Consider the following 14,747-nt stretch of genomic DNA (forward strand, 5'->3'; position numbering starts at 1 on the left):
CACCTGCCACATTGGCATCGAGAACCCGGCCGTCATGTGAGTACGGAATCCGATAGCGCGTTGGAAAAGACATCATCCCTCGGTGGCCGCCCGGCTCCGGGCGCGGAACCGGGCCACGGAGTAGAGCCCCAGCACCACCGCCCAGGACAGCAGGCTGAGCCACAGTTGACTGCGCGCCGCGTGATCGAACGCCATCCGCACCAACACCGCGGTGATTGCGGCCAGAGTGAGAATCGACAGCACCGGGAAGAACCACATCTTCACCGTCAGCTTTTCCGCGGGCGTCCGGCGGCGCAAGATGATCTGCGACAACGCGATCAGCAAGTAAACAAACAAGATAACGGCGCCCGACGAGTTGAGCAGGAACAGAAACACCGTGTTGGGCGCGACCCGCGCCAGGATGACGCACGCGAATCCGACCGCCGACGAGCACAAGATCGCGATGTAGGGAACGCCGCGGCCGCTCAGCTCGACCAACCGCATCGGTGCCTCGCCCCGGTCGGCGAGCACGAACAACATGCGCGACGCCGTGTAAAGCCCCGAGTTCAAACAGGAGAGCACCGCGGTGACCACGACCGCGTTCATCACCTGATCCGCCCCGGGCAGCCCCATGTGCTTGAGCGCGGCCACATACGGCGAAGCGCCGAGTTCCACGGAGTCCCAGGGCAGGACCGCAACGAGCAGGAAAACCGAACCGACGAAGAAGATGCCGATGCGCGCCACCACCGACCGGGTCGCCTTTTGCACCGCGAGCTCGGGATCGCGACTTTCCGCCGCGGCGACGGTGACGATCTCGGCACCCACCATGGAGAAGATCACCACCACGATGGCGGCGAACACCGCGCCCACACCGTGCGGAAAGAAACCGCCGTGTGAGTGCAGGTTGTCCAGACCTCCATGATGGCCCGGCATCAATCCCAGGACATACGCCGTACCCACGGCGAGAAAGATCGCGATGGTCGCGACTTTGATTCCGGCGAACCAGAATTCGAACTCGCCGAAGGACGACACGGAGAACAGGTTGGTCGCGGTCATCAACAGCATCAGGCCCAGCGACAGCAACCACAGCGGGGCGTGGAACCAGTAGGTGAGTACTTTTCCGCCGGCGACCGCCTCGAAGCCCACCACGATCACCCAGAAATACCAATACAGCCAGGCGACCGAAAACCCCGCCCAGCCGCCGAGCGCCGTGGCCGCGTAGTCGGCGAACGATCCGGTCGACGGGTTCGCGGCCGCCATCTCCCCCAGCATCCGCATCACCAGGACGATGAGCAGGCCGCAGAGGGCGTACGTGAGGAATGCGGCCGGACCGGTGTCTTTGATCACCACCCCGGATCCGACGAACAATCCGGCGCCGATTACCCCGCCGAGCGCGATCATGCTGAGTTGTCGCTGCGACAACCCTTGGCGCAGTTGCGAAGTGCCAGCCATGACCAGCCACCTCCTGAGCGCATCCCCGGCGATCTCCGCGACCGGTGTCGGTCATCAACCACAACACATCGGGCGCCGGGACACCAGCCGGGGACGCGTTCAGGGATGCCGTTGACGCCGCGCCTGAATCTGCTGCCCACAAGCGGGGTTGGAAAACCTTCGAGACCGCATCCCGCGGTGCCAGGTCTCCCGCTGCGCCAGAAGGCAATCCGATCGCAATGTTGTGGGTGGTGGCAACCATCGCCGCCGCCGCTACGATGTGTAGCGATCCCGTCGCCGAACGCTGAAATAGATCACCGCTTCGTGACCGAAAGGTCACGCCAGATCACACAATGCTTCCAATACGGCGTGGCTCGGCGGGTAATACCCGCTCAGCGCGGCATCATTGCGATCATGCCTGACCTCACACGCCGGGCGGTGCTCCGGATGGGCGCCGGTGCCAGCCTCGGAACCGCCGGCGTGTTCACCTTCAGCTCGCTGCTGGCTCCGGACAAGTCGCACGCCGCGACGCTGCCGCAAGCTCCCGCCCCGTTCGAGCCGCCGACCGCGGGCAGCACCCTGCCGACCAGGCTCACCGGATCGTTCGTGTCGGCCGCCCGCGGGGGCATCAAGACCAACTATGTGATCGCCATGCCGCCCGGCCAGACCGGGAAGCTGCGTCCCGTGATCGCGCTGCACGGCGTGGACGGCGATGCCAACCAGATGATCGACCTGGGCGTCCCGGACGGGCTGACCCGGCTGGCCAAGGAGGGCAAGCCGCCGTTCGCGGTGGTGGGCGTCGACGGTGGCAACACCTACTGGCACAAAAGGACTTCCGGCGAGGACTCCGGCGCGATGGTGCTCGACGAGCTGCTGCCGATGCTGTCCACGATGGGTTTCGACACCTCCCGGGTCGGTTTCATGGGCTGGTCGATGGGCGGATACGGGGCGCTTCATCTGGGTGCCAAGCTGGGGCCGTCACGGACCGCCGGTATCTGCGCGATCAGCCCGGCGTTGTACACCTCATACGCGACAAGTGCCCCCGGGGCGTTCGACAGCAACGAGGACTTTGTGCAGAACAGCGTGCACGGTCTGCCGGCGCTGAATTCGATTCCGCTGCGGGTGGACTGCGGCAACTTCGACCGCTTCTATTTCGCCACCAAGCAATTCGTCTACCAGTTGAAAACTCCACCGGCAGGCAGCTTCTCGCTCGGCGGCCACGACGTCGCCTACTGGCGCACCCAATTACCCGGCGAACTGTCCTGGATGGCGACCTAGCCCACGCAGATGACACTTCGCGAGGAATCAGTCGCCGGCAGCCCGCGCCACGTGGAGCGGCGGACTTCCCGACGGGGATTCCGGCCCGACATCGAAGGACTGCGCGCCGTCGCGGTGATCGCCGTCGTGCTCTACCACGCCGGCATCCCGGGCGTCAGCGGCGGTTACATCGGGGTGGACGTCTTCTTCGTCATCTCCGGCTTTCTCATCACCGGGCTGCTCTTCCGGGAAGTGACCACCACGAATACCGTTGCACTGGGCCGTTTTTACGGTGCGCGCGCCCGACGGCTGCTGCCGGCGGCGGCCATCGTCGGCGCCATCACCGCGATCGGTGCCGCCGCGGTGCTGCCGCCGCTGCAGGCCCGCGGCGTGTTCCTCGACGGCATCGCCAGCGCCCTGTACGTCGGCAACTACCGGTTCGCCCTGCACGGCACCGACTACCTGACCACCGACGCGCCGTCACCGTTTCAGCACTACTGGTCGCTGGGCGTGGAGGAACAGTTCTACCTCGTGTGGCCGGTGCTGATCATCGCCGTCGCCTGGTCAGCGCGGCGCATCCCGCTCCTGCGCGGCGCCGCGCAGCGCCCCGCGCCTTACGCGGTGGTCCTCGCCGTGGTCGCCGCCGCGTCGTTGGCGGCCGGCGCGCTGTGGACCCACACGTCGCCGTCGTGGGCGTTCTTCTCACTGCCCACCCGGGCCTGGGAACTGGCGGCCGGCGGCCTGGTCGCCCTGTCGATCCGGCAGTGGCGCCGGCTGTCGCTGCTGACCGCGTCGATCGCCGGCTGGGGTGGCCTGGCGTTGATCCTGCTGACCTGCACCCAGCTGGGCGCCCACACCCCGTACCCCGGCACCGAGGCGCTGCTGCCCGTGCTGGGCACCGCGCTGATCATCGGCGGTGGCGCCGTCACCGGCGGACTCGGACCCGGTCGGCTGCTGTGCCGCCCGGCGATGCGCGCCATCGGCCGGATCTCCTACTCGTGGTACCTGTGGCACTGGCCGGTGCTGCTGCTGATGCCGGCGCTGCTCGGCGAGCCCGCGGGGCTGCCGGCCAGGCTGAGCGCGACGGCCGTCTCCGCCGGACTCGCCGTCATCACCCTGCATCTGGTCGAGAACCCCGGCCGCTTCGCCGCGGCCCTGCGCCGATCGGCGAAAGTCAGCCTGGCCGTGGCGGGCGGCGCCAGCGCCGCCACCGCCTGCGCATGCATGCTGCTGCTCAACGTGATCCCCGCGCCGGTGGGTCATGGGGTTGCCGCACCACGGGCCAACATCGTCGCGGCACCCCCGGCCGGCGTCCCCGCGCTCAGCCCCCGGGAAGCCGCGGTTCGTCAGGCGTTCGAACAGGCGCGCGTCGTGCTCGCGGCGGCCGCCGGCCTGCGAGCGGTCCCGTCGAACCTGGACCCGCCGCTTGCCGAGGCGCCGGCCGACAAGGCCGCGGTGTTCGTCAACGGCTGTGTGCGGTCCTGGCGCGACGTCGGACAAAGCGAGTGCGCGACCGGCGACACCGCCTCGCCGACGACCGTCGCCCTGATCGGCGACTCGCACGCCGCCATGTGGAACCCGGCGTTCGAGCAGCTCGCCGAGCAGCGGCACTGGCGGCTTCAGACGCTGGCCAAAGTGACCTGCCCGCTGCAGGAACTGCACATCGTGAGCCCGTATCTGGGCCGCGAGTACACCGAATGCGCGCAGTGGCGCGCCCAGATCATGGCCCGGATGAACGCCGAGCGCCCGCGGCTGGTGGTGCTGGACATGAGCCGGCGCTACGGCGGGGACTTCGGTTTCACCTCCTATGACCCGGCGTGGATCGACACCTTGGGCCGTACCGTGGCGCAATTGCGCGGCACCGGCGCAACCGTCCTGGTGCTGGGGCCCGCCGCCGACCCGCATTCGTCCGCGCCGACCTGTCTGTCGGCCCACCTCGACGACGCAACCGCTTGTGCGCCAACGAGATCCGCGGCGGTGAACGGTGACGGGATCGCCGCCGAGCAGGCGGCGGTGACCGGCAATGGCGGGCACTACGCCGACCTGACCGACCTGTTCTGCTCTCCCGACCGCTGCCCGCTGATCGTCGGCAACACCCTCGTGTTCCGGGACGACAACCACGTGACGACCGAGTATGCGCAGTTGGTGGCACCGCTGATGGGTGCGCTGGCGGATCGCGCCCTGGCGGACGGGTGAACGGCGATGAACTTCTTGCGGCGAACGAACGTCAGATCAGTGAAAGGTTTTTGGAGGTTTTAAGTCATGTCTCCACTGCTGCTGGTCTGCATCGCAGTCGCCGCACCCCTCGCCGGGGTCGGCCTGCTACACCTGCAAGATCGCCTGGAGCGATGGGACTACCAGCGGCACGCGGAAGACTGAGATCGCGGGTCAGGTCGACAGCTGCGTACGGATGAGCGGTGCGATCTTGTCCGCCATGTACTGATGCCCCGCATCGTTCGGGTGTACACCGTCGGCACCGATCAGGTCGGGCCTGCCGACGAACCAGCGTTCGGCGATCGGGTCGATGAACGTCGCTCCGGCGGCCCCGGCCGCACCGCCGAGGATGTCGCGAATCAGGAACATCGATGGCGGGACGTCGGCCGTCGGCCACGGCGGGCCGATCACCAGCAAGCGCGCGGCCGGCGCAAGTCGGTGCGCCAGATCCAAAGCGGCGTGGGTCTTTTCGGTCAGGAACAGGGGATCGACACCCTGATCGTTGCGGGAGCCGAAGAACACCACCAACGCGTCGTCGGGCTGGACCGCCCGGGCGGTCAGGTCCTCGAAGATACTGCCGTGGTCGCCGGGCACGCCGTAACCGGCGCGGCCCTCGGCCGCCACGTCGGCCGAGACCCGCGAACCGCGCGCGCCGAGCGCCTGCCACGCGCGGGACGGCCACGACCGCGCGCCCAGGCCGCCCTCATCGGTGCCGGTGGTGTACGAATCCCCGATGACTGCCAGGTGATTCAGCCGGAAGTCCAGCGTCAGCGTCTCGTAGGTGCGCACCTGCGTCGGGTATGCGATGCCCACGCCCCCCAAAAAACTCAACCCAATGAGAAAGGTGGCCAGACGACTCACTCTTACCTCCACTGTCAACGGCATGGTCTGGTGCCGCCGTGTTCTCACCGAATATTGCCCGTGATTCGCGGCCGGGCGCAAAAGCAGCCATTACACCGCGCGGACCGAAATCGCTTCCAGCGGACGGTCGATCGGATGCGGCTTGCCGTTGGTTGATTCGCCGGGATCACTTCTCGCGGTCACGGCCCTGACATCGACCATCTTGCGCATCCAACGTCGGGCCGGCTCTTCGACGGCGTGATACAACACGATCGAGAGGACCACGGCAATCGCGAGCAGTCCGATGACGTTCCATTTCCACGGGTTGTCCTGCGTTGTGAGCTCGAATTGTTCCACGGCCCAACCCCAGGACGTGTGCACCAATTCATGCACCATGTACAGGCAGAACGAGATCTGGCCGCCGTACACCATCACCCGGGTCGACAGCACCCTCGGCAGGCTTCCCAGGCCGACGGCCAGCGATATCACCAGCGGGACGAACAACACGTCGACGACGCCGCCGCTGTCGTTCTCCACCACTCCCGATATCGGGTGCGCGCCAAACCAATACAGGACGCCCACCATGGCGGCCAAAAGAAGCAGGGAGATGTATCCCGCGACACGGCGGCCACGGTCCGTCAACCGCAATCTGCGCACCGCGACACACGCCAGGGCGCCGGCGGTGAACTGCGTGACGATCCGCGGCAGCCAGCTCCACGGCGTGTAGAAGTGGCCACTGGCCAACAGCATCACCACCGGCGGCAACGACGCCGCGAACGCCAGCGCCATCAGGCTGCGCGCCCGTGTCGCCTGCTTCATCCGCAGCAGCACCAACACCAGCGGGGCGAAGAGCACGTAGGCCAGCCATTCCGCACTGATCGACCAGGCCGGCCCATCCCAACTCGAGTCATCGAAGAAAGGGACAAACCACAACTGCACCAACAGGATCTGGCGCACATAGCTGATCGCGGTGAGCGAAGCGGCGTCCGGCGACGGCACATGACCGACGTGCAGGGTGAAGATCACCCACAGGGCGGCCAGGTGCAACGTGACCAGATACACCGGCCACACCCGGGCCAGCCGCAGCCACAGGAAATGCAGGGTGGCGCGGGCGGACCAGGACCGGCCCATGCGGTCGAGGTAGTTGTACGTCAGCACGAACCCGCTGAGAATGAAGAAGAGGTCGACGCCCTGGGCGCCGCAGTTGAGCACGGGTGCGAGGGCATCCCGCAAATCGGGCGACGCATCGCCGAGCATCGGCCGGAAATGAAACAGCACCACCCAGACCGCGGCGACGATACGGAGTCCCGTCAGGGCCTTGATTTCGCCCCGGATCTCTCCGCCCCGCACGCTGCTCTTCCCGTCTGGATCCTGCTGTTTCGTTCTCCTGCCAGCTCGGCTGATCGGGCGATCTCGCCATTTCGCAAGCCCCCCGGACCAGCAACCGGCAGCCATGGCAGCCTAGCAGCGCAATGACCGACATGCGGGGACGGTTGTGGTGTGGCAGACGGTATTCAGGGCCGCCCGGAATGCTCGACGCCCATTGCGGAGGTTTGCTCCGCCCCGGAAACCACATTCGCTTCTTAACAAAGAGTTAGGCGCGGCTACCGGTCTCCTTAGGCTTGCGGCCTAGCGTTGAATGCGGCTTTGGTGAGCGGGCAGGCGGCCCCCAAAGCCAGCGCGAGCGGCACGGAGAGTGAGGGGTCCTCATGGCGATCGCAGGCTCCGAGAGTCGCCACGACAACTATGTCTTTGAGTGCGATGGCGCCCAGGTCCGCGCGCACTATCGCCACCTGGCGACCGTGGTCCATATCCGCGGCGACATCAATGACGCCAATGTCGGCCGCATCAGTCACCACATTCGGCGTTTCATGCTCGGGGAAAACCCCCTGGTGCTCGACGTCGCCGATGTCAGCCAATTTGCTGAGGCCGCCATCTCGCTGTTGTACGCGTTCGACGCGGATTGTCGCGCCGCCGGGGTGGATTGGACACTGGTAGCCAGCTCAGCGGCCACCAAGCTGCTCGAAGACACCGGTCATGACGCCAGTTTTCCGCTGATGCGCTCGGTCCACGAGGCGCTGCGCGATCGGGCCGACGCCATCGTGGTCCGCCGCCGGATGGCGTTGGGGCTGGTCAGGAAGACGTCGTAGCGCCAGAGCGCGCACGCCGCAGCCTGGCCGCTCCCGCGACCGCCAGCACCCCGGCGCTCGTCAACAGCACCAACGTCAGCAGCAACAGCTGCGGATCGTAAACCAGCGACGTGGTGAAGGGCTGCCCGTCCGCGATGGGCGCGACCCTCACCGTGTGATGCGAGCGCGTCCAGCTCACTCCCGAACCCACCAGCGCGGCCACCGCCACGACGAGCTCGACCACCGCCCGGTAACTGGCGATCATTGCGCCGGGCCGGCGTGGTTACCGGGGGGGTCGTCCCGGTCACCGTCGATGACGTCGGATCGGGGGGGCTCGACCCGCTCCTGGACCAGTGGGGTCAGGGCCGCGCGCAGCCGACGGTGACGTACCGCCCACGCCTGGGCGGTACGCCCATTGGTGAGCTTGAGGCCGATGCCGATCCGCCCGCGCGGCACCCCGGCCAATTCGCCGAGCGCCCGGGCCGACTGCCAGCGTGCCAGCTCCTTGCCGGAGGCCTCGTGGTTCTCGGCCTCGGGATACACCCTGATGATTTCGCGCACCAAGATGGTCTCGGTGCCTTGGCGCAGTGCGTCCTCGGTGAGCTCGACCGAGACGTGGATCCGTGCCGCCTTCACCTGCAACCCCACGAACATCGACACCACCACCAAGAAGATCGCGGGGACCACGAGCGACACCTTGGCGCCGCTCCAGATTTCGATCAGGATCATGGCCGCCGCCGCTGCCGGGCCGGATGCCACCCACCACCAGCTGCTACCGGGTTCGTAGAACAACGACTGGGGTTCGCTGTCGCTGCTGATAGTCATTCCAAGCCCCATCTCACGAAAGCCACGCCGCCGCATCCGCGGCCCAATAGGTGAGAACGATATCGGCTCCGGCGCGCCGGATGCTTGTCAATGACTCCAGCGCCGCGGCGCGCTCGTCGATCCAATTGTTCGCGGCCGCAGCGCAAATCATCGCGTACTCCCCCGACACCTGATACGCGGCCACCGGGACCGGCGAGATGTCCGCCGCGGCGGCCACCACGTCGAGATAACTCATCGCCGGCTTGACCATCACAATGTCGGCGCCCTCGTCCAGATCGAGCTGGATTTCGCGGAGCGCTTCCCGGGAATTACCCGTCTCCTGCTGATAGGTGCGCCGGTCGCCGGACAGGCTGGAACTGACCGCCTCCCGGAACGGGCCGTAGAACGCCGACGCGAACTTGGCGGCGTAGGCCATGATCGCCACGTCGGTATAGCCGGCGGCGTCCAGTCCGTCGCGGATAGCACCCACCTGGCCGTCCATCATCCCGCTCGGACCTACCACGTGAGTACCCGACTCAGCTTGCGCCACAGCAAGTTTCACATAACGGGCCACGGTGGCATCGTTGTCCACCCGACCCCGGTCGTCGAGGACGCCGCAGTGGCCGTGGTCGGTGAACTCGTCCAGGCAGGTGTCGGCCATCAGCACGGTGGCCTCGCCGAGGTCCTTGGCCAGGTCGCGCAGGGCGGCATTGAGGATGCCATCGGGATCGGTGCCGGCAGAGCCCACCGAGTCCTTGGCCTCGTCACGGGGCACACCGAACAGCATCAACCCACCCACCCCGGCGGCGACGGCACTGGCGGCGGCGCCACGCAGCGAGTCGCGGGTGTGTTGCACCACCCCCGGCATGGAGGCGATCGGCCGTGGTTGGTCGATGCCGTCGGCGACGAACATCGGCAGCACCAAATGTCTTGGCTCCAAGGACGTTTGCGCGACCAAACGGCGCAACGCCGGGGTTGAACGGAGCCGACGGGGGCGGTGCCGCGGCACTAGCGCCTGCGGCTCTTTTTGCGCGGCGGTGGCAGCGCACCCTCGGCGCGCAACCGCGCGGCGTGTTCGGCCAAAGCATCGACCAGCGGACCAACCGCGGCGGTCTCGGGCTGCACATCGACCCGCAGACCGAACTCGGCGGCGGTCTCGGCGGTCTTGGGACCGATGCAGGCGATGATCGTCCGCGCGTGCGGCTTACCGGCGATACCGACCAGGTTCCGCACCGTGGAGCTGGACGTGAAACACACCGCGTCGAACCCGCCGGTCTTGATCATTTCCCGCGTCTCCGCCGGCGGCGGAGCGGCCCGCACCGTCCGATAGGCGGTGACATCCTCGATCTCCCAACCACGTTCGCGCAGGCCCTCGGCCAGGGTCTCGGTGGCGATGTCGGCCCGCGGCAGCAACACCCGGTTGACCGGATCGAAAACGCTGTCGTAGGGCGGGAAGTCGTCAAGCAGACCCAGCGAGGACTGTTCGCCGGCCGGAACCAGCTCGGGGCTGATCCCGAACGCCCGGACCCGGTCGGCGGTCGACTCGCCCACACAGGCGATCTTCACCCCGGAGAACGCGCGCGCGTCCAGACCGAACTCGCCGAACTTCTCCCACACCGCGCGCACCGCGTTGGTGGAGGTGAACACCACCCACTGGAACCGGCCGTCGACCAATCCCTTGACGGCCCGCTCCATTTGCGCGGGGCTGCGCGGTGGCTCGACGGCGATGGTCGGCACCTCGATCGGCAGCGCGCCGTAGGACGTCAGGCGCTCGCTCATCTCGCCGGCCTGGTCCTTGGTGCGGGGCACCAACACGGTCCAGCCGTACAGTGCGCGGCTCTCCCACCAGTTCAGCTTCGCCCGGCTGGACACCGTCTTGCCGATGGTCACCACCAGCGGACCGGTCAGCGGGCCGGCCGGGTCTGTACCGCCCAGCACCGCCGAGTCGGTCAAGCCGTGCAGCGTCGTCTCGATCGAACGCTGCTGGCAGGTGGTGCCGTGCGCGGTCACCACGCACGGAGTGTTCTCGGCGAGCTGATGCTCGATCAGGGTGCGCGCCGCGTCGGCCAGATGCGACGACGTGGCCTGCAGAATCAGCGGACCGGGCGCCGCCGCCAAAGCCTCCCAGTCGACATGTGGGTCGCGCACGTCGGCCACCGTGTGCGAGGAGCACAGCGGCAGCCCCGCGTACGTCGGGACCGCGTTGGTGGAAGCCAGGCCCGGCACGATCTCGATGTGCAGGTGGCTCCGCGCGATGGCGTTGACCTCGGTGATGACGGCGTCGACCGTCAGCGGGTCACCGGCCACCAGCCGCACCACGTCGACGCCCGCCCGCGCCTCGTGGGTCAGTGTCTTGGCGACCTCGGCCGGATCGCCCAGCGCCGGGCGGACATCGGGACCGCCGGAGATCACCGCCGGCTGCGCCTGGCCCTGGTCGGAACCGTCGCCGTCGGAGGCGGCCGGGTCGGCCGGGGCCGGTCCCGACACCGGCGGCAGGTCTTTGCCGATCAGGGCCAGCACCGGCTCGGGCACGTCAGGGTCGGTGAACACCAGAGCGGCGTTCGTCAGCACCGTGGCGGCCCGGGTCGTCAACAGTCCTGGGTCACCGGGGCCGGCGCCCACGTACGTGATGCGCCCGGGTGTCGGCTTACGCCCTCGCGTCGTCATTGTCGCTCCCACGTAACTCGCACTTAATTTCCTCGCGTCGGGTCTTGCCGCGCTCCGCGCATCAGCTCTCGGGCGCCAAGCTCGAACAGCTCCGCGGCGACCGAAAGCCCAAGCTCTCGTGCCCGACCGGGAGTGCCGATGCCGGACGCGCGGATCACGTCGGACCCGTCCAGTGCCGCCACGCAGCCACGCAGCGACAGCTCTTCGAAGATCCGGCCTTCCTCATCGATGGACTCGACCACGTCTGCGATCGCGCCCACCGGTGCGGAGCAACCGGCCTCCAGTTCGGCCAACAGGGCTCGCTCCGCGGTGACCGACGCACGCGTGTCGGCGTCGTCCAGCTCCGCCAGCACTGCCATCAACCGGCTGTCACCAGCACGGCATTCGACGGCGAGCGCGCCCTGAGCCGGTGCTGGCAACATCTGCACCGGCTCTAGCGTCTCGGTGACGTCATCGAGACGACCAAGTCGGGCCAAACCCGCCCGGGCCACCACGATCGCGTCAAGATCACCACTGCTTACCCTGTTCAACCTGGTGTCTAGGTTGCCTCGTAGGGGGCGGATTTCCAAACCGAGACCCAATGCTCTAAGCTGCGCGGCCCGACGCGGCGACGAGGTTCCCACCAGCGAACCGGACGGCAGCTCCCCGAGCACCAGTCCATCACGTGCTACCAGCGCGTCACGGGGATCGTTGCGCACGGGTATGGCCGCTACAGCAAACCTTGGATCGTCAGCCGTCGGCAGGTCCTTGTGGGAGTGCACGGCGGCGTCCACCCGGCCCTCGTCCATGGCCTCGCGCAGCGCCGTGGTGAAGACACCGACCCCGAGGGATTCAATGGGCCCCGACGACCGGTCCCCGACGGTGGTGATGGTCACCAGCTCCGCTGGATGCCCCAGAGCGATCAGGGCGTCTCTGACGAGCCCGGCCTGGGTGGTGGCCAACAGGCTGCCCCGAGTGCCTATCCGGATCACGTTCGCCAATCGGCTACTCGGCGGGTTGCTGCGGGGTGCCCGCGTCGAATCCGCTTGATATGACTGGTAATTCACCCGCAGCGACGGCATCGACGGCGGTCTGGTCGAGTTCGAAAAGCTCGCGCAATGCCTCCGCGTAGCTGTCACCGCCGGGGGCGCTGGCGAGCTGCTTGATCCGCACCGTCGGCGCATGCAGCAGCTTGTCCACCACCCGTCGCACGGTGCGTGCCACCTCTTCGCGCTGGGCGCTGGCAAGCCCGGGGAGCCGGTTGTCCAGGCGCAGGAGCTCCGCTTCGACCACATCGGCGGCGCGCTGACGCAGCGCCGTCACCGTCGGCGTGACCTCGGCCATCCGCTGGCCGGCCAGGTAGGCGGTAACTTCGGTGGCCACGATCGTGCGGGCGGCGTCGACGTCGGCGGCCGTGGCGTGGGCCGAGGGCTCATGCTGCACGCGGTCCACGTCGACGACCCAGACGCCCGGCAATCCGGCCACCGCGGGGTCAACGTCGCGCGGCATGCCCAGGTCGCAGATCACCAAGGGGTGGGCCGCCTCATCGCGGGTGGCGGCGGCGAGCGCGTGGTGCACGTCGGCCAGTGAGACCACCGGGCTCACCGCCCCCGTACAACTGACCACGACGTCGGCACCCGCGAGCACGTCGGCCAGCTGCTCCAGTGCCAGCGCGTCGGCCCGCACACCGGTTTCGCGGATCTTGCGGACCAGGCGCTGCGCCCGCGACTGCGACCGGTTGAGTACGTGGACCTGCGCGATGCCGGCACGAGACAGGTGTCCTGCGGCCAGGGCGCCCATCGCTCCGGCGCCGACCAGAACGGCCGTCCTGCCCGACAGCCCATCCAGCCGGCGTTCGGCCATGTTCAGGGCGACCGACACCACGGAGGCGCCGGCGGCGTCGATGGCGGTTTCGGAATGTACCCGCTTGCCGACCGACAGCGCGCGCTGGGCCAGCTCGTGCAGGACACGGCCGACGGTGCGATTGGTCTCGGCGGCGGCATACGCGCGACGCACCTGACCGAGCACCTGCTGCTCGCCGATCACCGCCGAATCCAGGCCGCTGGCCACCGCGAACAGATGCTCGACGGCGGCCTCGCTGTACCGGACGTACGCGTATTTGGTGATATCGGTCATCGACATCCCGGAGTGTTCCGACAGCACCTGCCCGATCACCGCCAGCCCGCCGTGGAACGCATCCACCACCGCGTAGACCTCGACCCGGTTGCATGTCGACAGCACCATCGCCTCGGTCACCAGCGGCGACTGCAGCACCCGGTCGACGATCTTGCCCTGGTCGGATTCGTCGATGCTGAGTTGTTCCAGGACGGAGACCGGCGCACTACGGTGCGAAACCCCGAAGAGCAAGACGCTCACGGCAGCATCACCTGGCCAGCTCCCTTGCATCCTCCAGTGACTGAACTGCTGTCCACGGTAAACGTTTATCAGCTGGGCTACCAAATAATTGCCCGGTGCCCACCCGACCGCCTCGTCAGCGGGCGAGATCCGCGCGCAGCCGGGCCTCGTCGATCTCCCAGTAGCTGTGTTCGCGGCCGTCGAGCAGGACCACCGGCAACCGGTCGCCGAACTCGGCCCGCAGCGCGGGGTTGCCGGCCGCGGCCGCGGCGTCGACGTCGATCGTCGACAGGTCGAAAACCAGTTCACCGGCCAACTCGGCCAGCCGGGCGAGGACGCGCTCGCAGATGGTGCACCCGTCGCGAGTCAGCAACTCCACCTGCGGTCTGCCGGGCACCTGGGTCATGGACTCAGTGTGTCATCAGCGACTTGTGGGGCCGCCTACCAGGAGTTATGTTCCGGCTATGGCCGACGAGACGATCCGGGTCGACCCTGTGGTGATGCAGGGGGCCGCCGTCTCGCTGAGCGGTGCGGCCGAGCATCTTTCGGCTCAGCTGTCCCAGCTCAACGATCAGATCGGTGAGATGTTGGGCGGGTGGCAGGGCGCGTCGGGGAGCGCCTACGCCTCGGCGTGGGAACAGTGGCATCGGGGCGCTCACGAGGTACAGCTGGGGTTGTCGATGTTGGCGCATCTGGTGGGCCGGGCCGGCGAGGGCTATCGGGGCAACGAGGCCGGGTCCGCCCAAGCGGAGCGGGCGGTGCGTGGTGGCTGAGGCGTTTCGGGTGGATCCGCAAGCGCTGGCCGACGCGGTGCAGCGGATGACGGCGTTTCAACGCTATGCCGAAGACATGATCACCGAAATCGATTCTCGCGTAACGCGTTTGCACACCACGTGGACGGGTGAGGCCGCCGCGGCCCACGCCGAGGCGCATCGGCACTGGGTGCGCGGCGAGGCGATGATGCGCGAGGCGCTGGCGCAGCTCGAGAAGGCGGCCACGATTGCGCACGGCAACTACACCGGGGCGATGTCGACGAATCTCGGTATGTGGTCGTGAGCGGATCGCACCGCCGGCGACGAGTGTGACGCTGGC

At 67.9% G+C, this 14,747-nt stretch carries 15 protein-coding genes; 5 read left to right on the forward strand and 10 right to left on the reverse strand.

Translation table 11 applies throughout. From position 1 onward, the window contains the following. Nucleotides 1-72: 72 nt before the first annotated feature. Nucleotides 73-1,431 (reverse strand): amino acid permease, encoded by a 1,359-nt coding sequence (locus EPN51_RS01360; protein ID WP_293035193.1) that lies wholly within the window; start codon nucleotides 1,429-1,431, stop codon nucleotides 73-75. A 393-nt stretch (nucleotides 1,432-1,824) separates the two neighbouring features. On the opposite strand from EPN51_RS01360, the gene EPN51_RS01365 reads away from it, so the two are divergent. Both EPN51_RS01365 and EPN51_RS01370 read left to right on the forward strand, forming a co-directional pair. Continuing rightward, complete coding sequence (locus EPN51_RS01365; protein ID WP_293035195.1) at nucleotides 1,825-2,688, forward strand: alpha/beta hydrolase-fold protein; 864 nt, start codon at nucleotides 1,825-1,827, stop codon at nucleotides 2,686-2,688. 51 nt (nucleotides 2,689-2,739) lie between these two features. After that, nucleotides 2,740-4,863 carry an SGNH hydrolase domain-containing protein gene (locus tag EPN51_RS01370; RefSeq protein ID WP_293035431.1) on the forward strand — a complete coding sequence of 708 codons (2,124 nt, stop codon included), beginning with the start codon at nucleotides 2,740-2,742 and terminating at the stop codon, nucleotides 4,861-4,863. Between the two features lie 192 nt (nucleotides 4,864-5,055). On the opposite strand, the gene EPN51_RS01375 is transcribed toward EPN51_RS01370, so the two are convergent. Next, entirely contained in the window at nucleotides 5,056-5,742 is a 687-nt protein-coding gene (locus tag EPN51_RS01375; protein WP_293035197.1) for a GDSL lipase, read from the reverse strand. A 90-nt stretch (nucleotides 5,743-5,832) separates the two neighbouring features. Continuing rightward, a complete protein-coding gene (locus EPN51_RS01380; RefSeq protein ID WP_293035199.1) occupies nucleotides 5,833-7,071 on the reverse strand; it encodes an acyltransferase in 1,239 nt (412 codons plus the stop codon). A gap of 359 nt (nucleotides 7,072-7,430) precedes the next feature. On the opposite strand from EPN51_RS01380, the gene EPN51_RS01385 reads away from it, so the two are divergent. Continuing rightward, the gene (locus EPN51_RS01385) at nucleotides 7,431-7,871 is read left to right on the forward strand and encodes an STAS domain-containing protein (RefSeq protein WP_293035201.1); all 441 of its coding nucleotides are present in this window, start codon (nucleotides 7,431-7,433) and stop codon (nucleotides 7,869-7,871) included. Here EPN51_RS01385 and EPN51_RS01390 read toward each other — a convergent pair. From EPN51_RS01390 to EPN51_RS01420, 7 genes are all read right to left on the reverse strand, one after another. Further along, on the reverse strand, nucleotides 7,855-8,115 hold the full coding sequence (locus EPN51_RS01390) for a hypothetical protein (RefSeq protein WP_293035203.1): 261 nt from the start codon (nucleotides 8,113-8,115) through the stop codon (nucleotides 7,855-7,857). The genes EPN51_RS01385 and EPN51_RS01390 overlap by 17 nt on opposite strands. Then, nucleotides 8,112-8,675, reverse strand: coding sequence for a DUF3093 family protein (locus EPN51_RS01395; RefSeq protein WP_293035205.1), 564 nt, complete (start codon nucleotides 8,673-8,675; stop codon nucleotides 8,112-8,114). The genes EPN51_RS01390 and EPN51_RS01395 overlap by 4 nt, the downstream gene beginning before the upstream one ends. A 13-nt stretch (nucleotides 8,676-8,688) precedes the next feature. Further along, the gene (gene hemB, locus EPN51_RS01400) at nucleotides 8,689-9,663 is read right to left on the reverse strand and encodes a porphobilinogen synthase (protein WP_293035207.1); all 975 of its coding nucleotides are present in this window, start codon (nucleotides 9,661-9,663) and stop codon (nucleotides 8,689-8,691) included. Further along, nucleotides 9,663-11,321 (reverse strand): uroporphyrinogen-III synthase, encoded by a 1,659-nt coding sequence (locus EPN51_RS01405; RefSeq protein ID WP_293035209.1) that lies wholly within the window; start codon nucleotides 11,319-11,321, stop codon nucleotides 9,663-9,665. Before EPN51_RS01405 ends, hemB begins: the two co-directional genes overlap by 1 nt. 23 nt (nucleotides 11,322-11,344) lie before the next feature. Continuing rightward, entirely contained in the window at nucleotides 11,345-12,292 is a 948-nt protein-coding gene (gene hemC / locus EPN51_RS01410; RefSeq protein ID WP_293035433.1) for a hydroxymethylbilane synthase, read from the reverse strand. 13 nt (nucleotides 12,293-12,305) lie between these two features. After that, nucleotides 12,306-13,676: a glutamyl-tRNA reductase gene (locus tag EPN51_RS01415; RefSeq protein WP_293035211.1), complete on the reverse strand. Its 1,371-nt coding sequence runs from the start codon at nucleotides 13,674-13,676 to the stop codon at nucleotides 12,306-12,308. Nucleotides 13,677-13,791: 115 nt separating this feature from the next. Continuing rightward, nucleotides 13,792-14,061 (reverse strand): glutaredoxin family protein, encoded by a 270-nt coding sequence (locus tag EPN51_RS01420; protein ID WP_293035213.1) that lies wholly within the window; start codon nucleotides 14,059-14,061, stop codon nucleotides 13,792-13,794. A gap of 58 nt (nucleotides 14,062-14,119) precedes the next feature. Here EPN51_RS01420 and EPN51_RS01425 point away from each other — a divergent pair, with 58 nt between their 5' ends. Further along, nucleotides 14,120-14,428: a WXG100 family type VII secretion target gene (locus EPN51_RS01425; protein ID WP_293035215.1), complete on the forward strand. Its 309-nt coding sequence runs from the start codon at nucleotides 14,120-14,122 to the stop codon at nucleotides 14,426-14,428. Next, a complete protein-coding gene (locus EPN51_RS01430; RefSeq protein WP_293035217.1) occupies nucleotides 14,421-14,711 on the forward strand; it encodes a WXG100 family type VII secretion target in 291 nt (96 codons plus the stop codon). The genes EPN51_RS01425 and EPN51_RS01430 overlap by 8 nt, the downstream gene beginning before the upstream one ends. The last annotated feature ends 36 nt before the right edge of the window (nucleotides 14,712-14,747 follow it).

The organism is Mycobacterium sp., assembly GCF_004298145.1.
Classification (GTDB): Bacteria; Actinomycetota; Actinomycetes; order Mycobacteriales; family Mycobacteriaceae; genus Mycobacterium.